This window comes from Conchiformibius kuhniae DSM 17694 (assembly GCF_000428785.1).
Lineage (GTDB): Bacteria > Pseudomonadota > Gammaproteobacteria > Burkholderiales > Neisseriaceae > Conchiformibius > Conchiformibius kuhniae.
This window is the reverse complement of sequence record NZ_AUAP01000011.1, coordinates 48,918-70,036: the sequence shown is the minus strand read 5'-3', so window position 1 is coordinate 70,036 and position 21,119 is coordinate 48,918. Positions and strand designations below refer to the sequence as shown.

Annotated in this window: 20 protein-coding genes; 9 read left to right on the top strand and 11 right to left on the bottom strand. The window is 56.3% G+C overall.

Going from position 1 to position 21,119, the window contains the following annotated elements; all coding sequences use genetic code 11:
• Nucleotides 1-3 precede the first annotated feature (3 nt).
• From G392_RS12235 to G392_RS0105480, 6 genes are all read right to left on the bottom strand, one after another.
• Entirely contained in the window at nt 4-1,164 is a 1,161-nt protein-coding gene (locus G392_RS12235; RefSeq protein ID WP_051255599.1) for an HlyD family secretion protein, read from the bottom strand.
• Nucleotides 1,165-1,174: 10 nt separating this feature from the next.
• Entirely contained in the window at nt 1,175-2,791 is a 1,617-nt protein-coding gene (locus G392_RS0105500; RefSeq protein ID WP_245571935.1) for an MFS transporter, read from the bottom strand.
• Nucleotides 2,792-3,016: 225 nt separating this feature from the next.
• Nucleotides 3,017-3,817 (bottom strand): glycosyltransferase family 2 protein, encoded by an 801-nt coding sequence (locus tag G392_RS0105495; protein ID WP_027009431.1) that lies wholly within the window; start codon nt 3,815-3,817, stop codon nt 3,017-3,019.
• Nucleotides 3,807-4,772 carry an HPr(Ser) kinase/phosphatase gene (hprK, locus tag G392_RS0105490; protein ID WP_027009430.1) on the bottom strand — a complete coding sequence of 322 codons (966 nt, stop codon included), beginning with the start codon at nt 4,770-4,772 and terminating at the stop codon, nt 3,807-3,809. The genes G392_RS0105495 and hprK overlap by 11 nt, the downstream gene beginning before the upstream one ends.
• A 15-nt stretch (nt 4,773-4,787) precedes the next feature.
• Entirely contained in the window at nt 4,788-5,234 is a 447-nt protein-coding gene (gene ptsN / locus G392_RS0105485; protein ID WP_027009429.1) for a PTS IIA-like nitrogen regulatory protein PtsN, read from the bottom strand.
• A 132-nt stretch (nt 5,235-5,366) separates the two neighbouring features.
• Nucleotides 5,367-7,160: a 2-isopropylmalate synthase gene (locus tag G392_RS0105480; protein ID WP_027009428.1), complete on the bottom strand. Its 1,794-nt coding sequence runs from the start codon at nt 7,158-7,160 to the stop codon at nt 5,367-5,369.
• A 151-nt stretch (nt 7,161-7,311) separates the two neighbouring features.
• On the opposite strand from G392_RS0105480, the gene G392_RS0105475 reads away from it, so the two are divergent.
• Both G392_RS0105475 and msrAB read left to right on the top strand, forming a co-directional pair.
• A complete protein-coding gene (locus G392_RS0105475; protein ID WP_027009427.1) occupies nt 7,312-7,794 on the top strand; it encodes an HAD domain-containing protein in 483 nt (160 codons plus the stop codon).
• On the top strand, nt 7,781-9,307 hold the full coding sequence (msrAB, locus tag G392_RS0105470; RefSeq protein ID WP_027009426.1) for a bifunctional peptide-methionine (S)-S-oxide reductase MsrA/peptide-methionine (R)-S-oxide reductase MsrB: 1,527 nt from the start codon (nt 7,781-7,783) through the stop codon (nt 9,305-9,307). The genes G392_RS0105475 and msrAB overlap by 14 nt, the downstream gene beginning before the upstream one ends.
• A gap of 61 nt (nt 9,308-9,368) precedes the next feature.
• Here the strand turns inward: msrAB and G392_RS12230 are convergent, their stop codons facing one another.
• Entirely contained in the window at nt 9,369-9,989 is a 621-nt protein-coding gene (locus G392_RS12230) for a thermonuclease family protein (protein WP_051255597.1), read from the bottom strand.
• 239 nt (nt 9,990-10,228) lie between these two features.
• On the opposite strand from G392_RS12230, the gene G392_RS0105455 reads away from it, so the two are divergent.
• From G392_RS0105455 to mscL, 6 genes are all read left to right on the top strand, one after another.
• Nucleotides 10,229-11,068 carry an amino acid ABC transporter substrate-binding protein gene (locus tag G392_RS0105455; protein WP_027009425.1) on the top strand — a complete coding sequence of 280 codons (840 nt, stop codon included), beginning with the start codon at nt 10,229-10,231 and terminating at the stop codon, nt 11,066-11,068.
• A gap of 161 nt (nt 11,069-11,229) precedes the next feature.
• Complete coding sequence (locus tag G392_RS0105450) at nt 11,230-11,946, top strand: amino acid ABC transporter permease (protein WP_027009424.1); 717 nt, start codon at nt 11,230-11,232, stop codon at nt 11,944-11,946.
• Nucleotides 11,947-11,961: 15 nt separating this feature from the next.
• The gene (locus tag G392_RS0105445; RefSeq protein ID WP_027009423.1) at nt 11,962-12,708 is read left to right on the top strand and encodes an amino acid ABC transporter ATP-binding protein; all 747 of its coding nucleotides are present in this window, start codon (nt 11,962-11,964) and stop codon (nt 12,706-12,708) included.
• A gap of 238 nt (nt 12,709-12,946) precedes the next feature.
• A complete protein-coding gene (lon, locus tag G392_RS0105440) occupies nt 12,947-15,367 on the top strand; it encodes an endopeptidase La (RefSeq protein ID WP_027009422.1) in 2,421 nt (806 codons plus the stop codon).
• Between the two features lie 147 nt (nt 15,368-15,514).
• Nucleotides 15,515-15,892, top strand: a complete 378-nt coding sequence (locus G392_RS0105435; RefSeq protein ID WP_281168319.1) for an HU family DNA-binding protein — start codon at nt 15,515-15,517, stop codon at nt 15,890-15,892.
• A 90-nt stretch (nt 15,893-15,982) separates the two neighbouring features.
• Nucleotides 15,983-16,447, top strand: coding sequence for a large conductance mechanosensitive channel protein MscL (mscL, locus tag G392_RS0105430; protein ID WP_027009420.1), 465 nt, complete (start codon nt 15,983-15,985; stop codon nt 16,445-16,447).
• Nucleotides 16,448-16,673: 226 nt separating this feature from the next.
• Here the strand turns inward: mscL and G392_RS0105425 are convergent, their stop codons facing one another.
• Complete coding sequence (locus G392_RS0105425; RefSeq protein WP_027009419.1) at nt 16,674-17,219, bottom strand: nitroreductase family protein; 546 nt, start codon at nt 17,217-17,219, stop codon at nt 16,674-16,676.
• Between G392_RS0105425 and G392_RS13565 the strand changes: the two genes are divergently transcribed.
• On the top strand, nt 17,197-18,096 hold the full coding sequence (locus G392_RS13565; protein WP_156900815.1) for a hypothetical protein: 900 nt from the start codon (nt 17,197-17,199) through the stop codon (nt 18,094-18,096). The two genes, G392_RS0105425 and G392_RS13565, sit on opposite strands and share 23 nt — an antisense overlap.
• Before the next feature lie 180 nt (nt 18,097-18,276).
• Here the strand turns inward: G392_RS13565 and ppk1 are convergent, their stop codons facing one another.
• From ppk1 to vapB, 3 genes are all read right to left on the bottom strand, one after another.
• Nucleotides 18,277-20,343 (bottom strand): polyphosphate kinase 1, encoded by a 2,067-nt coding sequence (ppk1, locus tag G392_RS0105415; RefSeq protein ID WP_027009417.1) that lies wholly within the window; start codon nt 20,341-20,343, stop codon nt 18,277-18,279.
• 63 nt (nt 20,344-20,406) lie between these two features.
• A complete protein-coding gene (gene vapC, locus G392_RS0105410) occupies nt 20,407-20,805 on the bottom strand; it encodes a type II toxin-antitoxin system tRNA(fMet)-specific endonuclease VapC (RefSeq protein ID WP_027009416.1) in 399 nt (132 codons plus the stop codon).
• Nucleotides 20,805-21,038: a type II toxin-antitoxin system VapB family antitoxin gene (gene vapB / locus G392_RS0105405; RefSeq protein ID WP_027009415.1), complete on the bottom strand. Its 234-nt coding sequence runs from the start codon at nt 21,036-21,038 to the stop codon at nt 20,805-20,807. The genes vapC and vapB overlap by 1 nt, the downstream gene beginning before the upstream one ends.
• Nucleotides 21,039-21,119: the final 81 nt, after the last annotated feature.

The window sequence follows — 21,119 nt, the reverse complement described above, 5'->3', positions numbered from 1 at the left end:
ATCTTACCGTGAGGCGGTATCCACTTGCGCTTCCACCGACATGCCCGGCGACAAACGCTGCAAACCGTCCTGATTGGCGTCCAATTCAATTTTAACGGCAATGCGTTGGGCGATTTTGACAAAGTTGCCCGTGCCGCTGTCGGCGCGTATCAGGCTGAATTCGGCGGCGGTGGCCGGCGCGATTTCGCTGACTTTGCCGCTAAAACGTTTGCCGCCGAGCGCGTCCACCGCCACCGATGCTTTTTGACCGGTGCGGATGGCGGCGGTATCGGCTTCCTTGAAATTCGCAATAATCCAACGGCGGTCGGGAACGACAAACATCAGTTGGCTGCCCGCCGAAACCAACTGCCCCTGTTTGACCGCCACTTCGCCCAAACGCCCCGACACGGGCGCGTACACCACCGTGTGCGCCAATTCCTGTTTTGCCAAATCCACAGTGGCGCGGGCGGCATCGGCGGCGGCAGTCAAACCTTCGCGCCCGTTTTCCACGCTCAACACGTCTTGTTGCGCCACAGTGTACATCGCCTGCGCCTGCGTGTAGGCGGCTTGCGCCTGTTCCAAAGCCGACTGCGCCTGTTCGTATTCGCGTTGGGCAATGCCTTCGCTGCCTTTGACGCTGTTCAAACGTTTCATATTCGCCTGTGCCAGCCGCAACTGGGTTTCGGCATTGCGTATCGCGCTTTCACGCGCTTTGGCACCGGCATCGGCGCTGGTGCGGCTGTGCGACATCTTGCCCAAATTGGCGTTTTGCGCCGCCAGATTGGCTTCTGCCTGCGCCACTTTCGCCGCATAAGGCGCATCGTCAATCCGCACCAAAGGCTGTCCTTTTTCCACGCGGGCAAAATCGTTTACCAGCACTTCGCTGACGTAACCGCCCACGCGCGGGCTAATCAGCGTGGTTTGACCGCGCACATAAGCGTTGTCGGTGGACACCGTGCTGCCTGCAAACGGCGGCAGCCGCCACACATACAATGCCGCCGCCGTACCGGCCGCCGTCAGCAGCAGCAAAGCCGCCACCGCCAAACGGCTGCGTTTTTTCGGCTGCCACCGCGCTTCAGGCTGCGGTGCGGGGTCGGGAAGCGGATTATTCGTTTCGCGCCTTGTTTCTTCCGCCTGAACGGGTTTGGGTTTGTGCTGCCGGTTTACTTTTCGTTTGGAATCCATTCCTGTTTCCTCAAGACTTCAACAATGCCATCAACTTCGCCTTTTCCGCCGCCAAAACATCGGTTTTCCGATAACGCCGCCAGCCCCAACGCCATAGCGCCACCACAAACGCCGTCAGCGCGCAGCCGCATATCACGGTAAAAAAATCACGAAACGCCAACACCGATGCCTGCTGTGCTGCCTGTGTAATCAGCGAAGCGGCGGCTTTGGACTGCAGCACCGCCATATCGTTGCTTTGCGGGGCGTAGGGCTGTGCCGCCGTTTGCAGGTAAGCCGTTACCTGCGGTTGCGTCAGCGTCAGATGCTGTGCCATATCCGTCAAATGCGCCTTGGTGCGGAAGGTAACAAACGCATGGCTTAACGCCGCTCCCGCCAAGCCGCCCACCGTTTGCGACAAACCGAATATCGCCGCAAAACTCATAATGTGGTTGGTGCTTTGCGCCAACGCCCGCACCAAGCCTTCCAGCAGCATCGGTCCGACAAAATACAGCGTACAAAATGCCATCAGCGCCTGACTCCGATACATCTGTTCGGGACGGGTTTGCACGCCCACACCCGTGTCCCACCACGCCGCCAGCGCCATGCCCGCCAAGGCAATCATAATCGGGCGGCGGATATCGTCCACATCCAAACGCAGCAGTCCCACCACCACGCCCGCCAGTGATGCCCAAAACACCACCGTATAAAATCCCGTCATCTGCACAGCGTCCATGCCCAAGCTGCCGAGCATACCCGCCGCTCCGACCGTCTGTTCTGCCGTCAGCATCCGCACCACCGCCCCGACGGCGGCAAACGCCAAAATCTGCGGCATCCGTATCCAGCGCCAATCCAACATCGGTTCGGCGCGACAAGCTTCCAAGGCCAACGCCGTGCCGGTCAGTGCCACCGCTCCTGCCAACAGATAGCCCAACCAGTCGGTTGTCCACCACACCACCCTGCCTTGTACCAGAAAAGCGCAAAATAAAGCCACGCCGCCGGCAAAGAGCAAAAACACTAATATGTCCGTCCACGACAAGGCGCGGATTTGTTGGGACGGCGGCAAAGGCAGGTACAACATCGCCGCCGCACTCAAACACGCGCACACCGCAGGCAGCCACAACACCGTGCCGATGTGTCCGTTACCCAATAGCGGCGGTACCAACGCCTGCGCCAACGGCGTGGCACACAGCATCAATCCTAACGCCATCATCACCCCTGCCAGTTTTTTTGCACCTGTAAACACCTGCATCAGGTAAAACATCGCCAAAACCAGCAAACCGCTTGCCACTACCCCAGAAGCTGCCCGAATCAGCAGCGCGGTGCGGTAATCCGACACCCCCGTCTGCAAAGCCGCCGCCGCCAGCATCAGCAGCGCAATCCAGCGCACAAAACGCTGCACGCCGAAATGTTGGCGCACCTTAAACAGCAAAATGCTCATGCAGGCGTAACTCATATAGTAGGCAGCCTGAAACCAGCCGTCTTGCTGCAAATCCATGCCCAAAATGCCGCGCAAAAACGGCTGCGCCGCCTGCATCACACCGTTTTGCAGTCCCGCCGCCAACGCCAGCCAAATACCGACCAGCAGATAGCGCAAACGCAAACCGCCCGAAAGGTCGGGCGAAGCGGGCGACCCCGGCATCATCGGCATTTCGTGCGGCTTAAAGACATAACCTTCGGATTGGAAAGCCATTGAACCAACCTGTCAAAAAATGTTTGTTTCAACGCACAGAGCCGCAGCCCCGTGCCTTGCCCCGATTCGGACGGGTTTGCGCCCTGACCGAAGCCCATTCTACCGCCGCAAACGGTGGAACTTCAAACCTAAAAGGAATTTTAATGAAATTTTTATAATCACTTGGCGGCTCGGGCGCAACGCTTAAGCATTCCGGCTCACCTGCAAAGGCATGGTGCCGCACACGTCTGCGCCCAAAACGGCACGCAGGTTCTGCAACGCCGCGCCGATGTTTGCCGTTACCGCTTCGGCTTGCGCCATGTGTTGCGGCGAAATCCGCGCATCGTGTTGGTGGAAAAGATGGGCATCGAGCAAACGCTGTGCGTGCATGCCTTCGCGCCAGTGGTGGCGCACGGCCGGTTCGCCCGCATCAAACAAGGTGCCGACCACGCTGTTTTGCACGGTGGCAATGCCCAGTGCGCCGTCTTCGCCGCCCAAGCTGCGAAACAGCCCGTGCTGCGGAAACCCGCCACAGGCAAGAAAAAAATGCCGGCGGAACACGGTATTGCCGCCCACCGTCATCGCCAGCACCCGCCACGCCCGCGCAAAATCGGGGTGTGCGGTGTAGCGTTCGGGAAAATGCATCGGGCGCAGCTTCAGGCGCACCAAGCCCAAATAGTCGAATTTGGACAAGGCAAACGCCGCCGCCGCCAATGCGCCGTTTTCGTATTCGTCGTCTGCGTCCAAAAAGGCGATGAAGGGCGCGGTACTTTGTAACGCGCCCCAATTACGCGCCCGCGCCGCGCCGCCGTTGTCGGGCAAGCGTTCGGGGCGAATCTGCGGAAATTGTGCCGCCAAGCGGGTAATGACGTGCCATGTGTCGTCATCGGAAGCATCGTCAATCAGATGGATACGGCGGATTTCGGGCTGGCGCAACACGCTGACAACGGCACGGTGCAGGGTGGCAGATGCGTTGTAACAGGGAATCACCGCATCAATCGTCATCGCTGTCTTCCTGATTAAATGCGTCTTCTTTCATCATCGCCTGATGACGCTCCAGAAATTCGCGGGTGCTGTCTTTGCCGCGCAGTTGCAAAATATAGTTGCGCACCGCCGCTTCCACCAGCACCGCCAAGTTGCGCCCCGCCGCCACCGGCAGCATCACCGAGCGGATTTGCACGTTTAAGATGGATTCGGTTTCGGTGCGGATGCTCAAGCGGTCGAGCCGTTTCATGTATTCGTCATCGGCGGGGACGAGGTTGATGATGAGTTTGAGCTGTTTTTTCGGGCGGATGGCGGTTTCGCCAAACATGTGGCGGATGTTCAGCACGCCCAAGCCGCGCACTTCGAGAAAGTCACGCAGCACCGGCGGGCAGCGTCCTTCCAGCACTTCGGGCGCGGTGCGGTGCAGCTCGACGGCATCGTCTGCCACCAAGCTGTGTCCGCGTGAAATCAATTCCAATGCCAATTCGCTTTTGCCCAAGCCCGAAGAGCCCGTCAGCAATACGCCGATTTCAAACACGTCCAAAAACACGCCGTGTTTGACGGTGGACGCTGCCAGCACCCTTTGCAGGTAAATCCGCAGCACGTCCATCAGGTAGGGGCTTTCCAGCGCGGAAGTGAGCAGGGGAACGTTGTGGGTGTGGCAGTAATCGCGCAGGGTGTTGGGCACGGGCAGGTCGTTGGCAACGATGACCAGCGACATGGGAAAATCAAAAAGCCCGTCCAAGCCGGTCGTATGTTCGGCCTGTTCGAGCTTGTTCAGATAGGCGACTTCGGCAACGCCCAATACCTGCACTTGGTTGTGGTGGATAAAGTTCAGATGCCCGACCAGTGCCAGCACGGGTTTGTCGGCTGCCACGCCGATGCGGTTGTCGCCGCCGCCGGTGCCGGTTACCCAGCCCAAATGCAGTTTTTGCTGGTTGTCTTTATACAGACGGCGGACGGAAATGCTGGGCATCGGGGCAGCTCCGCATCAGCACGCGAGCAAGGCACGCACCTGTTCGGGCGTTTGGCAGGACATCAATTCATCGCGCACGCTTTTTTCGGAAAAACGTTCCGCCAAATGAGACAACAGCTCCAAATGCGTACCCGTTGCCTGTTCGGGAACGAGCAGGACGAACACCAGCGACACGGGTTTGCCGTCGGGCGCGTCAAAATCAACGGGGTTTTTGGTGCGGACGAACGCGCCCACTGCTTCTTTGACGGCGGCATGACGGCCGTGCGGTACGGCAACGCCCTGCCCCAAGCCCGTTGTGCCGAGCTTTTCGCGGGCAAACAGGCAATCGAACACATCGGTGTGCGGCAAGCCGCTTTGCGCTTCGAGCAATTGTCCGATTTCTTCAAAAAGGCGTTTTTTACTGCTGACTTCCATCTCCAGCACGATGTGCGATACGGGAAGAATTTCGCCAATCAACTTCATCTGTTGCGTCAATCCAAAAAGGTTCGTGGCGGAATTTTAACGCCGGTTTACATTTATCTCAACAGGTAAAGAAAATTTTACACAGCCGCAGGGGCATGGCAAACGCCCTGCCCCATCGGGTGCATCGGCGGTTTACACGCCCGTGCCTTGCGCTTTCAAACGCTCGGGGCTTTCCAGCTTGGACAAAGCAGACAAATAGGCTTTTGCGGTGGCAACCAATACATCGGTGTCCGCGCCCTGACCGTTGGCGACTTTGCCGCCGCGCTCCAAACGCACCATGGTTTCGCCTTGGCTTTCCGTGCCGTGCGTAACCGCGTTCACCGAATAAATCAGCAAAGTCGCGCCGCTTTTCGCCACGCTTTCAATGGCTTTGAAAATCGCGTCCACCGGCCCCGAGCCGGTGGCTTCGGCGTGGTGTTCCTCGCCGTGTGCGCTGAACACGATTTCGGCACGCGGCGGCTCGCCCGTTTCGGTGCTGATGCGTTGCGAGATGAATTTGTAATGGTCGTGCGACAGGCTGGTCAAACCGTCCGATACCAGCGCGTGCAAATCTTCGTCAAAAATTTCGCGTTTTTTGTCTGCCAATTCTTTGAAACGGGCAAAGGCGGCGTTCAAGGCTTCTTCGCTCGCCAATTCGATGCCCAGCTCGGCGAGCTTGGTTTTGAAGGCGTTGCGGCCGGAAAGTTTGCCCAAAGTCAAACGGTTGTTTGCCCAACCCACCGATTGCGCCGACATGATTTCGTAGGTTTCGCGGTGTTTCAACACGCCGTCCTGATGAATGCCCGATTCGTGTGAAAAGGCATTCGCGCCGACAATCGCCTTGTTCGGCTGCACGGGATAGCCGGTGATGCCGGACACCAGTTTGGACGCGGGCACGATTTGGGTGGTGTCAATGCCCGTTTCCAAGCCGAACACGTCGCGGCGCACGTTCAAAGCCATCACGATTTCTTCAATCGCGGCGTTGCCCGCGCGTTCGCCCAAGCCGTTTACCGTGCATTCCACTTGGCGCGCGCCGCCTTTTAAGGCAGCCAGCGAGTTCGCCACCGCCAAGCCCAAATCGTTGTGGCAGTGCGCCGACCACACCACGCCCGCGCCGCCCGGCGTTTTGGCAATCAGTTCGCGGAAAAAAGCTTCGGTTTTGTGGGGGACGGAATAGCCCACCGTGTCGGGAATATTGATGGTGGTCGCGCCCGCCTCAATTACCGCGCCGCAGATTTCCGCCAAAAAGTCCAATTCGGAACGCAGCGCGTCTTCGCAGGAAAATTCCACATCGGCGGTGTATTCCTTGGCGATGTTTACCGCTTTGACTGCTGCCGCAATCACTTGTTGCGGCTTCATTTTCAGCTTGTATTCCATGTGAATCGGGCTGGTGGCGATAAAGGTGTGGATGCGTGGGCGCACCGCGTGCGACACCGCTTCGCCCGCCAAACGGATGTCGCGCTCCACCGCGCGGGACAGCGAGCAAACGGTGGTTTGGGTGAGGGTTTTGGCGATTTCGCTCACCGCGTCAAAGTCGCCGGGGCTGGCGGCGGCAAAGCCCGCTTCAATCACGTCCACGCCCATTTTTTCCAGTTGGCGGGCGATGCGTAATTTGTCTTCCTTGCTCATCGCCGCGCCGGGCGATTGTTCGCCGTCGCGCAGGGTGGTGTCAAAAATAATGATGCGGTTGTTTTGGTCTGCGTGGGGCATGGTTTTCTCCAAAGTGGTTTGTTGGTGCATAAAGGCGTTTAAATCCAAAGGTTTGCCTTGCGCTTCCGCCAGCGCCGCCAGTTTTTGCAACTGGTGCAGGGGCAGCGAGCCGCGCGTGCGCCACTTATAAATGGCGGCGGTGCTGACGGGGTGGTCGGGGTCGTGTTCTTTCAGTGCTTGCGCCAGCGCATTGACGCCGCCGAAGTAGGCAATCAATCGGTCGATTTCGGTTTGCATCGGTTTGCGTGTCCAAAAAAGCGGTAAGAATGGGCAGATTATACGGATTTTGGACAAACTGGCAACAAATTTTCCAAATGCCAAAAAATAAGCATATTTTTAGACATTTTGTACATTGTCAAAACCGTTCTTGCGGCGATACAATGCGCCCATGCTGATATTTTTGGATTTTGACGGCGTGCTGCACGGCAGCAATCCGCAGCGCACGCGCATCTTGTGGCAACAAATGCCTGTGTTTGCAGAATTTTTTGGTCAAGACGAATGGGCGCACACGGAATTTGTGGTGTCGTCCACATGGCGCATCGGGCGCAGCTTGGCACAATTGCGCGAACCCTTCCCCGCCTGTCTGCGCCCGCGCATCATCGGCACAACGCCGCCTTTGCACCACCCAATCCACGCCCTGCACGGCTGCCGCGAGCGGGAAATATTGTGTTGGCTGAACGATTTTTGCCAAACGCAGCGCAATTGGGCGGCACTGGACGACACTGCTTGGTATTTCCGCGACCACCGCCACCGCCTGTTTTTGTGCGCGGGGCAATACGGTTTGCGCGAAGCCGATTTGCCGTTTTTGGCACAACATTTGCGCGGGCTGCGCGAACCGCATCAAAGGGCATCATTTCATGCAAAACAATAAAATCATCGGCGCGGTTGCCGCCGCCGTGCTGGCACTGGCGGGCATTTTATGGACGGCATCGGGCAACACTGTGTCTGCCGCCGCCACGCCCTTGGCGCAACTGCCGCAAGCCAACGGCGAACCCGCCGCCGCACTCATCAAACCGAACCGTCCCACGCTGGTGAAATTTTGGGCGAGCTGGTGTCCGCTTTGCTTGAGCGAGCTGGCGGAAACCGAAAAATGGGCGCAAGACAAAGATTTTCAGGCAGCCAACGTCCTGACCGTTGCCTCGCCCGCGTTTCTCGGCGAGAAAAAACAGCCCGATTTTTCCGAATGGTATCGCGGTTTGGATTATCCGAAGCTGCCCGTGTTGCTCAACGAAGGCGGCGCGTTGGCGAAAGAATGGGGCATCAAGGTTTATCCCTCGTGGGTGCTGCTGGACGGCAAAGGACAAGTTCTGCGCGTGGTGCGCGGCAGCCTGAACCGCGCCCAAGCCCTTGCCCTGATTGCCAATCCGCAGGCGGAACTGCAATCGCTGCAACAAACGTTTTACCAACCCGACACACAACAAGGAAACAAAGCCATGAACAGCAAAACCATTTATCTGGCAGGCGGCTGCTTTTGGGGCTTGGAAGCCTATTTCCAACGCATTGACGGCGTGTTGGACGCGGTTTCCGGCTACGCCAACGGCAAAACCGAAAAGCCCAGTTATGAAGATGTTGTCCACCGCGACACCGGACACGCCGAAACCGTCAAAGTCGTCTACGATGCCGACAAACTCACGTTGGACGACATTTTGCAATACTATTTCCGCGTGATTGACCCCACCAGCCTGAACAAACAAGGCAACGACCGTGGCACGCAATACCGCACCGGCGTGTATTACACCGACCCCGCCGAACAAGGCATCATCGCCGCCGCCTTTGCCCGCGAACAGCCAAAACACACGCAAAAAATCGTGGTGGAAAACCTGCCCCTGCAACGCTTTGACGAAGCGGAAGAATATCATCAGGATTATTTGTTGAAAAACCCCAACGGCTATTGCCATATTGATATTCGCAAAGCGGACGAACCCCTGCCGCACAAAAAAACCTCCGCCAAACCGAGCCAAGACGAATTGCGCCGCACCCTCACCGCCGAGCAATACCGCGTTACCCAAGAAAACGGCACGGAACGCGCGTTCAGCCACGAATACGACCACTTGTTTGCGGACGGGATTTATGTGGACGTGGTGGGCGGCAAGCCCCTGTTCAGCTCCGCCGACAAATACGATTCGGGCTGCGGCTGGCCGAGCTTTACCAAGCCGATTGAAGCAGCCGCCGTTAGCGAACACGAAGACAACAGCTACAATATGCGCCGCGTGGAAGTACGCAGCCAAGCGGCGGATTCGCATTTGGGACACGTTTTCCCGGACGGCCCGCCCGACAAAGGCGGTTTGCGCTACTGCATCAACGGCGCGAGTTTGAAATTTGTGCCGTTTGAAGAAATGGACGCGCAGGGCTATGGCGCGTGGAAAGATAAAGTGAAAAAATAAAAAATTTTCAGGCTGCCTGAAAAACGGTTTTTCCGTTTCAGGCAGCCTGAAAATTTATCCCTTACGATTTCCTATCCTGCCGCCATTGCGCGGGATTGGTCGGACGGCGTTCGCGCCACAAACCCGCTTTTTTGCGCCGCGCCGTCTGCTGCGCCACTTCATACGCTTTCGTACCTTTATATGCCCACGCCAAACCGTGTTCCACCAAAGTCAGATTCAGGCTGCGGCGCAAGTGCGGACAAAAAATTTCCGCCAACACGCGCCCGTAACGGTCGGGATTTTGGGCGCACACCAGCAACACGGTTTTGCCCTGCGCCTGCTTGTGCAAAAAACGCGTTGCCTCCGCGCCGTGTTTTTGCGCACTTTCCGGCGCGTCAATGTATTGCAGGCGCACCCGCACCACACGAAACCACATCGTGCGAACTTCCACCGTGTCGCCGTCCACCACTTTGACCACGCGCCCGAAAAACCAGCGTTTGTTGTTGATTTGGCTTTTGAAACGGTGCAACAAACGCGCCCGCACCACAAGGGGACGGAGCAAAAAATGCCACAAGGCATACAGCAACGCCACCGCCGCAAAGTGCCGCACCTTCAGTTCGCCCCAGTTTTGCTGCCACAAAACGGAAACCATGGCTTGCAGTTGTTGCCACAGCCACGCCGCGCCGGTCAGCAACCATTCCATATTCCATCTTTCTGCCCCGATGTGCGGGGCTGCTGTTGCTTACAAAGCGGGAAATTTAGCACGGCAAAACGGCAAACGTCAAGCCGCTTTGCAAAAATAATCCATAAAAACCAATATTATAAATCAGAATCCGAGCCAGTTTGCCGCAAAAGCGCATGAAGCATATAAGCGCAATTTATTTACCGCCCGAAACGTTTTCCCCTAGAATACGCCGTTTTAGCCACGCATCAGGAAAAAATATGTTGTACAAAACCCTTGTCCCCGCCGCTTTGACTGTGGCACTGACCGCTTGCGGACAACAGCAAAATGCCGCGCCCGCCGCTTCCGCACCGTCCGTTTCCGCCGCACCCGCCCATCCTGAGGGCAGCCTAATGGAGCGCATCGAGCAAAAAGGCACGATTACGGTCGGCACGGAAGGCACTTATGCGCCCTTCACCTACCACGATGAAAGCGGCAAGCTGACGGGCTACGATGTGGAAGTTACCCGCGCCGTCGCCGCCAAATTGGGCGTGCAGGTGGAATTCCGCGAAACGCAGTGGGACGCGATGCTGGCGGGCTTGAAGGGCGGGCGTTTCGACATGGTTGCCAACCAAGTCGCGCTGACCACGCCCGAGCGTCAGGAAACGTTTGACAAGTCCGAGCCGTATAGCTGGAGCGGCCCGATGATGCTCGCCCGCAACGATGAAACCCGCATCAGCAGCCTTGACGACATCAAAGGCTTGAGCGCGGCGCAAACCCTGAGCAGCAACTACGGCGAAATGGCGGTGGCGGCAAAAGCCAAAATCGTGCCGGTGGACGGCATGGCGCAAGCGCTGTTGCTGGTGCAGCAAAAACGCGCCGATTTGACCCTCAACGACTCGCTCGCCCTGCTCGATTATTTGAAGAAAAACCCCGAATCGGGCTTGAAAACCGTGTGGCAGGCGGGCGGCGACAAAAAAGTCGGCGCAGGCTTGGTGTTGAACAAGGGCAACGGCGAAGCACTGGAAAAAATCAACGCCGCCATGAATGAACTGCATCAGGACGGCACCTTGAAAAAACTCAGCCAAGAATTTTTCGGCACCGACGTCAGCGTCAAATAAACAAGGCATGCCGCAGCGCGGATTGCCGCCGCACAGGGCAATCCGCGTTTTTGTCGCGCTTTCGCCGCCGCCCGCACCCGCCCCGCGCACAAAACATGACTTTTGCCCCCGATTTAACGTAAAATCGCCCTTTTATCTGCCCAAACAAGAGAGAATCTTCCGTGTTGAACAGTCTTTTGGCCGCCCTGCCGTTTATGAGCGAAGCGCGTGCCGATTTGGTGATGAGCGCGTTTTGGCCGATGCTGAAAGCGGGCATTTTGGTGTCCGTGCCTTTGGCGGTGGCATCGTTCGCCATCGGCATGGTGATTGCGGTGGCGGTGGCGCTGTTGCGCATCAGCCCTGCGCGTACCCGTCTGCACCGCTTTTTATTGGCAGTGTGCAAGGTGTACATTTCCATCATTCGCGGCACGCCCATGCTGGTGCAGATTTGCGTGGTGTTTTACGGCCTGCCCGCCATCGGCGTGTACATCAACCCCATTCCCGCCGCCATCATCGGCTTTTCGCTAAACGTGGGTGCCTACGGCTCGGAAACCGTACGCGCCGCCATCTTATCTGTGCCGAAAGGACAATGGGAAGCGGGCTACTCCATCGGCATGACCCACATCCAAACCTTCCGCCGCATCATCGCCCCGCAAGCCTTCCGCGTTGCCGTACCGCCCCTGAGCAACTCATTCATCGCCCTGTTTAAAGACACCTCGCTGGCAAGCTTCGTTACCGTAACCGAAATGTTCCGCGTGGCACAACAATACGCCAACGCCCGCTACGACTTTTTGCCCGTATACATACAGGCAGGACTGATGTACTGGTGTTTTTGCTGGATTTTGTTTTGGATACAGGCACGGCTGGAACAACGCTTCAGCCGCCACACCGTGCGTTGATACAGGGAAAAGCACATGATTAAAATCAGAAACATTCACAAACGCTTCGGCTTCGACACCATTTTGGACGGCATCGACTTGGACATCATCAAAGGACAAGTGGTGGTGATTTTGGGGCCTTCCGGCTCGGGCAAAACCACCTTCCTGCGCTGCCTGAACGCCTTGGAAGTACCCGAACAGGGCAGCATCGAATTTGAAGCCCCGCCGCCCCTGCTGGTGGATTTCGCCCGCATGCCCGACCAAAACCAAATTTTGGCACTGCGCCGCCGCTCGGGCATGGTGTTTCAGCAATACAACCTGTTTCCGCACAAAACCGCTTTGGAAAACGTGATGGAAGCGCCCGTGCAAGTACAGGGCAAATCGCCCGTAGAAGCCCGTTTGCAGGCATCGGAGCTGCTGGAAAAAGTCGGCTTGGCAGACAAAGCCTCGCTCTATCCCGAACAGCTTTCCGGCGGACAACAACAGCGTGTCGGCATCGCCCGCGCCCTTGCCCTACAGCCCGAGCTGATGCTGTTTGACGAACCCACCTCCGCCCTCGACCCCGAATTGGTGCAAGACGTACTCAAAACCATGAAAGACTTGGCAAACGAAGGACGCACCATGCTGGTGGTTACCCACGAAATCCAATTTGCTTTGGACGTTGCCGATGTGGTGGTGGTGATGGACGAAGGCAAAATCGTGGAAAAAGGCTTTCCCGATGATTTGTTCCGCGAACCCAAACACGAGCGCACCCGTGCGTTTTTAAGCCGCATCGCCCTGTAGGACGCGTCATTATTATTTCAATTTCACACTGAAAAACCATCATGATGCAAAACACCGTCATTCCCGCGAATGACGGTGCAAAGACCTTTTGAAGCACTTGATGACACCCCCCAACCGCGTCCGTCCGTCTTGCCGTCAGGCGGAAACGGACGGCATGCAAACGGGCGTGCCGTTGTCTCTTGAAATCGCGTTTTCCGCCCCCATTTGCCCTTTCTGTTTTTTCCGCGAGACTGTTTTCATGTCCACACATTTTGACGAAAGCGCCGTATTGCCCACGCTGCCCCTGCGCGATATGGTGGTGTATCCGCACATGGTTTTGCCCCTGTTTGTCGGGCGTGCCAAATCCATCGCCGCGCTGCACGCTGCCGGCGAACGCGATGTGCCGGTGTTTTTGCTGGCACAACAGGACGGCGACACCGAAGACCCCGCGCCCGCCGATTTGCACCAAACCGGCACGGTTGCCAAAATCCTGCAAATCATGCCCCTGCCCGACAACACCGTCAAAGTGCTGATGGAAGGCATCGCCCGCGCCCAAGCCGTGCAGATTTGGGACAACGGCGAATTTTTTGAAAGCGAAGCGGTGGCGGTGGCGGAAGAAAACGGCAACCCTGTCGGGCGCGAAGCCCTACGCCGCGCCCTGTGCGAGCGTTTCGAGCAGTTTGCCAAGCTGAACAAAAAAATCTCCGACGACGTGCTGGCGTCCATTTTGGATTTGGACGACCACAGCCGTTTAGCCGACACCATCGCCGCGCATTTGCAGCTCAAATTGGCGCAACGCCAGCAGTTGCTGGAATTGCACCATGTTGCCGAACGCATGGAATACCTGCTGTTGCAGCTCGAGTCGGAGTTGGACATCATGCAGGTGGAAAAGCGCATTCGCGGCAAAGTCAAACGCCAAATGGAAAAAAACCAGCGCGATTACTATTTGAACGAGCAAATCAAAGTCATTCAGAAAGAATTGGGCGAGGAAGACGAGCGCGGCGAACTGGAAGCCTTGGAGAAAAAAATTCAGGCAGCCGGCATGAGTGCGGAAGCCAAAGAAAAAGCCCTGTCCGAATGGCGCAAACTGAAAATGATGCCCGCCATGTCGTCCGAAGCCACGGTGGTACGCAACTACATTGAAACGCTGCTGGAATTGCCGTGGAAAAAGAAAACCCGCGTCAGCAAAGACATTGCCAAAGCCGATTTGGTGCTGAACGCCGACCATTACGGTTTGGAAAAAGTCAAAGAGCGGATTTTGGAATATTTGGCGGTGCAAAAACGCACCGACAAGCTCAAAGGCCCGATTTTGTGCTTGGTCGGCCCGCCCGGCGTCGGCAAAACCTCGTTGGGCGAGTCCATCGCCAAAGCCACAGGGCGCAAATACGTGCGCATGGCATTGGGCGGCGTGAAGGACGAAAGCGAAATTCGCGGCCACCGCCGCACCTACATCGGCTCGATGCCCGGCAAAATCATGCAGAGCATGATTAAAGCGGGCGTAAAAAACCCCTTGTTTTTGCTGGACGAAATTGACAAACTCGGCAACGATTTCCGTGGCGACCCCGCCTCCGCGCTGCTGGAGGTGCTCGACCCCGAACAAAACGGCGCGTTTGCCGACCATTTTGTGGAAGTGGATTTTGATTTGAGCGATGTGATGTTTATCGCCACCTCCAACAGCTTCAACATTCCGCCCGCCCTGCTCGACCGCATGGAGATTATCCGTTTGTCGGGCTACACCGAAGACGAGAAAATCAACATCGCCATGCAATATCTCGTTCCGAAACAGATGCGGCGCAACGGCGTGAAAGACGGCGAACTGGCGGTGGACGAAAGCGCGGTGCGCGACATCGTGCGCTATTACACCCGCGAAGCGGGCGTGCGCTCGCTCGACCGCGAAATTGCCAAAATCTGCCGCAAAGCGGTGATGCAGAGCGAGCGTTCAGGTAGCCGCACCAAAACGCGCAAAGCGAAAAAAATCACCGTAAACAGCGAAAATTTAAACGATTTTCTCGGCGTGCGCCGCTACGATTACGGCGTGTCGGCGGGCGAAAACCGCATCGGGCAGGTAACGGGTTTGGCGTGGACGGAAGTCGGCGGCGAATTGCTGACCATTGAAGCCGTTGCTTTAAAAGGCAAAGGCAATATCGTCCGCACCGGCAAACTGGGCGACGTGATGCAGGAATCCATCGCCGCCGCGTGGAGCGTGGTGCGTTCCCGCGCCGACAGCTTGGGCATCGCCTCTGATTTTTATGAGAAAAACGATATGCACGTTCACGTTCCCGAAGGCGCAACGCCCAAAGACGGGCCCAGCGCGGGCATTGCCATGACTTTGGCGATGGTGTCGGCGCTGACGGGCATTCCCGTGCGCGCGGACGTGGCGATGACCGGCGAAATCACCTTGCGCGGCGAAGTGCTGCCGATTGGCGGTTTGAAAGAAAAACTGTTGGCGGCGTTGCGCGGCGGCATCAAGCATGTGTTGATTCCCAAAGACAATGTGAAGGATTTGGAAGAAATTCCGCAAAACGTGAAAGACGGTTTGCAGATTCACGCGGTGCAGTGGATTGACGAGGTGTTTGAGCGCGGTTTGGAACGGCTGCCCGTGCCGGCCGCTTTGGACGATGCGCCCGCCCCGCCCGCCGAAACCCCGCGCAAACGCAGCCCCAAAGCACAGGCGCACTGATTTGTGTTGTAAACGGGGCGGTGCGGTCAAAAAATGCCGCACCGCCCCGTGATAGTGCTTGACACGGCTTTTTCCCGCTTGATATAAAGCGAAACGGCCGCATCATGTGCCGTTGCGCTTGACGCACCCGTTTGACGGACGCGCCGCGTGCCGCAACACCCGCGCAAACCGCAAACATCCTCCACCCATTTTACCCAAACAGAAAGGGAAAACATTATGAACAAATCAGAACTGATTGACGCCATCGCCCAAGAATCGGGCTTGAGCAAAGCCGATGCGGGCAAAGCCTTGGACGCGTTTACCAACGTGGTCAAAGACACCTTGCAAAAAGGCGACATGATTACACTGGTGGGCTTTGGTTCGTTCAGCGTGGCAGAACGCGCCGAACGACAAGGTCTGAACCCCAAAACCAAAGAGCCGATTACCATTCCCGCCGCACGCGTGCCAAAATTCAAGCCCGGAAAAACCTTGAAAGACGCCCTTGTGCCGGCAGCCAAACCCGCCAAAAAATCATCAAAAAAATAATCATACCGACACGCCGTCCGGCGCAACTGCACCGCTTGGCGGGCGCTTGCGCCGAACGGTATCTTTTTCCTTTTGTACGGACAACAAACAATGTCGATTAAAGAAGAATTTAAATCGTTTATCCTGCGCGGCAACGTGATTGATTTGGCGGTGGGCATGGTGGTGGGCGCATCCTTTTCCAACATCGTCAAATCCTTGGTGGACGATGTGATTATGCCCCCCATCGGTCTGATTTTGGGCGGCGTGGACTTTTCCAACCTGTTCATCACCCTCAAAGACGGCGCCAATCCGCCCGCAGACGGCTACGCAACTTTGGCAGCCGCCAAAGCCGGCGGCGCGGTAACGCTGAACATCGGTTTGTTTATGAACACCGTGGTCAGCTTTTTGATTGTCGCCACCGCGATTTTCTTTGTGGTCAAGCTGATTAACAAGCTCAAAGACGCCGCCCTGAAAAACGCCGAAGAAGCCGCCGCCGAAGAAGCACCGCCGCCGACCAGCGAAGAAGTGCTGCTGCTGCGCGAAATCCGCGACGCACTGGCGAAAAAACAAGCCTAAGGCGTGTCATCATTTAAACTTTTACATTGAAAATCAGTTTGATATAAAAACACACCGTCATGCCCGCGAGTGCAGGAAGCCACCGCCCGATGAACTGCCAACCATGTTTCATCAAGGCTTGTTCAATTTATTTTGGATTCCCGCCCACGCGGGCATGACGGCACGGGGTTTTTCAGTCGATTGATGACACACCCAACGGCACGGCAAACACACCGTGCCGTTTTGCCTACCAAAACTCGGCAAACTGCGCCGTATCGGTGTTTTTCGCTTGGTCAATCACAACGGGCGAAGTGCCGACCATCATCAGCCCAATGATTTTTTCCTTGTCGGTGCAAGCAAACGCCTGCCGCAACAGGGGCGAATGCACCCACATTCCCGAAATCCACACGCTGTCAAAGCCCTGCGCTTTGGCGGCAAGCTGAAGCGCATACGCGGCGCAACCCGCGCTCAAATTCTGCTCCCATTCCGGCTTGCCCGCTTTCGGGCTGTAAATCACCGCCGCTACATTCGGGCCCATTTTGCCGACCCGCTCCGCTTTCGCCACCACTTCTTCGCCAAACGGCGACTGCACGGCGGTGTCGTGCAAAATCTGCTGAAAACGCGCCATGCCCGCCGCGCTGTGTATCACCACAAAACGCCAAGGCGTGAGATGCCCGTGGTCGGGAACCTGCGTGGCTGCCTGCAAAATCGTGTCCCACTGCAATTCATCGGGCGCGGGCGCGGTCAGCGTTTTGGTGGAACGGCGGGTGGTGAGAAGCTCCAAAGTATCCATTTGTGAAATCTGTGTGTGCAAAAACGGGCGCAAGTGTAGCCTTAATCCTGCCCGTTGGAAAGGGAAAAATCATGCCCGCAAAGGAAGCCGCCGCGACATTTCAGGCTGCCTGAAAACGGTTTTTCCCGTTTCAGTCAGCTTTTTGCTTGAATGCGGCTTTATGCCGCGTCAAAATATTGTTTTTCAAAAGGATAAACAATCATCTATGTTTCAAGACATGAAAAGCCTATGCCGTTATTTGCGCCGACCGGTAGCGCGCTATTCGGCAGGCATTCATCTTTTCGTTTGGCTTGTTTCCGTTCTGTGCCTGATACTGCTTGGAATTATGTCATTAGCCCACCAGCCGTTTTTATGCTGCGTTCCCGCCAAAACGGTTTCCCTTGCCGACAATACCGAATACCGCTTAACGCCCGGCCATCGGGGCGGCAAAATATTACAGTTTTCGCATCAAGGGATTATTCACAAAGCTGGTTTAAGAACAACGGACGATATCTACATACATGAAAGTATCCGTGCGAACCCGACATTTACCGCCACCGGTGCGCATTTTGTGCCGGTAGAGGCTTCTTACGGATTCATGGTTCACAACAAACGTTTTTCTTGGGGCATTTACGAAATCAGGGGCTTGATGGTTTCCGGACGTTTCGTCCAAAGCAAAAGCGGCAGCGAATACGCGCTTCACGCCACGCCGGAAGAGATAGCAAGCTGTCTGCGCCGTTCTTGGTGGTTTCCTGCTGCAATACTGGTTTTCACGCTGCTGGCAACGGTGTGTTTTGTCAAATCGGCGGCGGGATTTTGGCGGCAAAACCGTTATGAAAATAAAAAACTTGCCCGAAAATATCGAGCTTTGCGCGAAAAGCAGGCGGATAAACCGTAAACCGCCTTGCCCTTTTTTCAGGCTGCCTGAAAAATCCCGCCGTCATTCCCGCGCAGGCGGGAATCCAAGTCCGCACAAACGCAAATTCCGATAAAACAAAGATTTGTGAAAATCCAATTTGGATTCCCGCATTCGCGGGAATGACGGACACGGAGCGGCTTTCAGGCTGCCTGAACACTTTCACAAACACCCGAATTCCCGCAACAGCGTTTCCTGCAAACCCTGTGCCTGCTCCCCATCGGCGGGCGCGATGCGGCGGTAGTTGCCGTCCCCGTCCATCTGCCACGCTTTCACATTGTCCGCCAACGCCAAATGCAAACCCTCGCCCATCACGCGGGCTTTGAGCGCAGGGTCGCGCACGGGCGTGGCGGTTTCAATGCGGCTGAAAAAATTGCGTCCCATCCAGTCCGCGCTGGAAATCAACACGTCTTCCTTACCGCCGTTCAAAAAATAATACACGCGCGAATGTTCCAGCAAACGCCCGATAATCGAGCGCACGCGGATGTTTTCAGACAGTCCAGCCACTTGCGGACGCAAAGCGCAAGTACCGCGCACAATCAAATCAATGTCCACGCCCGCCGCGCTGGCGCGATACAAAGCCTGAATCACCTGCGGTTCAACCAGCGAATTCATTTTGGCGATGATTTTGGCGGGTTTGCCCGCTTGCGCGTGGGCGATTTCGCCGTCAATGCCGTCCAACACGCGCTTGTGCAGGGTAAACGGGCTTTGATACAGCGTTTTCAAGCGCGTGGCCTGACCCAAACCTGTGATTTCCATAAACAAAGCGTTCACATCGCGGGTGATGTCCGCATCGGCGGTCAGCAAACCGAAATCGGTATAAATTTTGGACGTGCCCTGATGATAATTGCCCGTACCCAAATGCGCGTATTGCTTGAGTTTGCCGTCTTCGCGGCGCACCACCAACGCCATTTTCGCGTGGACTTTGTAGCCGTAAACGCCGTAAACCACGTGTGCGCCCGCTTCTTCCAAACGTTCCGCCCAACCGACATTATTGGCTTCGTCAAAACGCGCCATCAGTTCCACCACCACGGTAACTTGTTTGCCCGCGCGCGCCGCCGCCATCAAGGCCTTTGCCAATTCCGAATGCGTGCCGGTGCGGTAAATCGTCATTTTGATGGCCACCACATCGGGGTCGTGTGCGGCATCGCGGATAAAACGGACAATCGGTTCAAACGATTGGTAGGGGTGGTGCAGCAACACGTCTTCGCGGGCAATGTGTTGGAACAAATCGGTATTTTTATGCCATTCGGGCGCAAGTTGCGGCACAAACGGCGGAAATTTCAGTTCGGGGCGTTCCACCATATCGGGAACGGCGTTCAGGCGCACCAGATTGACGGGGCCGTTCACGCGGTAAAGCGCGGCACGATTCAAACGGAATTGCTCCAGCAAAAAATTGCTGATGGTTTCGGGACAAGATTGCGCCACTTCCAAACGCACGCCGTCTCCATAGTCGCGGTCGTGCAATTCGTTTTGAATGGCGGTACGCAGATTGCTCAAATCGTCTTCGTCCACCATCAAGGCGCTGTCGCGGGTGAGACGGAATTGGTGGCAACCTTTGACTTTCATGCCCGGAAAAAGTTTATGCACAAATTCGTGCAACACGGACGACAAAAATACGAATACGTCTGCGCCGCCGCTTAAATGTTCAGGCAGCCTGACGATGCGCGGCAAAATGCGCGGGGCTTGCACGATGGCTTTGTCGGAAGCGCGTCCGAAAGCGTCTTTGCCTTCCAATTCCACCACGAAATTCAAGGATTTGTTGAGCGGACGCGGAAAAGGGTGCGCCACGTCCAAACCGATGGGCGTGAGCACCGGCAACAATTCGCGGTTGAAATAATGTTCCACCCAACGGCGTTGCGCCGCCGTCCAGTCGCTGCGGCGCAGGAAAACGATGTTTTCGCGTTCCAATTCGGGAATCAGCACTTCGTTGAACAGGCGGTATTGTTCGCGGATTAAATCGCGGGCTTGTTCGCACACGCGGGCAAGGGTTTCGGCGGGCGTTTGTCCGCAATCCAGCAGCACATCGGGACGTTGGCGCAGTTCGCGTTTCAGATACGCCACGCGCACTTCAAAAAATTCATCGAGATTGGACGAAACAATGCACAAAAAACGCAGCCGTTCCAAAAGCGGAACGTTCGGGTCTTCGGCTTGGGCGAGTACGCGGCGGTTGAAAGCCAACAAACCGGCTTCGCGGCAGAGTAAATCGGGGGTATCGGCGGCAGACATGGTGGGATTCCTTGTGTGTTGTCGTTTGTTGTGATTATAGCCGAAGCGGGGCTGTTAGGGTTTTTACACCCAATTTTCCGTCCGCAAACCGTCCACCCGCACAAATTCGCGCAAATTGTTGCTGACCAATACCAAACCTTCGCTGCGGGCATGGGCGGCGATGTGCATATCGTTTTCGCTGATGATGCAGCCGCGCCGCGACAAATCGGCGGCAATATTGCCAAAATGCGCTGCTGCTTTCATGCCGTAGGGCAACACTTGCAAACGCGACAAAAAATCTTCCGCCACGCGCAGATTTTGGTCTGGAAACGCGCTTTTTTCTGCGCCGTAAAACAGTTCCGCCGCCGTAATGCTGCTGACACACAAACGGTTTTCGTGGCGGTTGAATTTGTCCAACACCGATAAGGGACGGCGTTTCATCACATAAATCACGATGTTGGTATCCAAAAGATAATTCAACATTACCAAGTCTCACGTTCAGATGGCGGAAACGCATCGCGTTCTGCCATAAAATCTTCACTAACACTTTCGCCGGACAGAAAAAAACTGTCCCAAGAATGCCCTACCGGACTTAAAACGCGCTCACGTCCCACTGCCCGAATATTGACTTTTTTGACTTCGGCATCAAAACGTACTTCGGCAGGCAGGCGCACGGCTTGGCTTTGGTTGTTTTTAAACAAGGTGGCTTGCGGCATGATGGTTTTCCTTTAGTATATACACGGTGGTTATGCTAACCGTTCTGCCCTGTGTCGGCAAGGCAAAATGGCGATTAAATG